Raw genomic sequence first — 415 nt, forward strand, 5'->3', positions numbered from 1 at the left:
AGGATAGGGTGAGCGGCCTACTGGATGGCCGTCCAAGCAGTAAGCCTGGTGTGTAGGCAAATCCGCACACCATAAGGGCAAGCTGTGATGGCGAGGGAAATTTTAGTACCGAAGTCCCTGATTTCACACTGCCAAGAAAAGCGTCTAGCGAGGAACAAGGTGCCCGTACCGCAAACCGACACAGGTAGGCGAGGAGAGAATCCTAAGGTGCGCGGGATAACTCTTGCTAAGGAACTCGGCAAAATGGCCCCGTAGCTTCGGGAGAAGGGGCGCCCCGGTAGGGTTTATAGCCCGAGGGGGCCGCAGTGAAAAGGCCCAAGCGACTGTTTAGCAAAAACACAGGTCTCTGCGAAGCCGCAAGGCGAAGTATAGGGGCTGACGCCTGCCCGGTGCTGGAAGGTTAAGGGGATGGGTT

General features: G+C 56.9%; 1 rRNA gene. It reads left to right on the plus strand.

The features are described 5' to 3' along the window. Nucleotides 1-415 (plus strand): 23S ribosomal RNA (locus EN993_RS36755); the annotation flags it as partial.

The sequence above is a fragment of the Mesorhizobium sp. M7D.F.Ca.US.004.01.2.1 genome, assembly GCF_003997785.1.
Lineage (GTDB): Bacteria > Pseudomonadota > Alphaproteobacteria > Rhizobiales > Rhizobiaceae > Mesorhizobium > Mesorhizobium loti.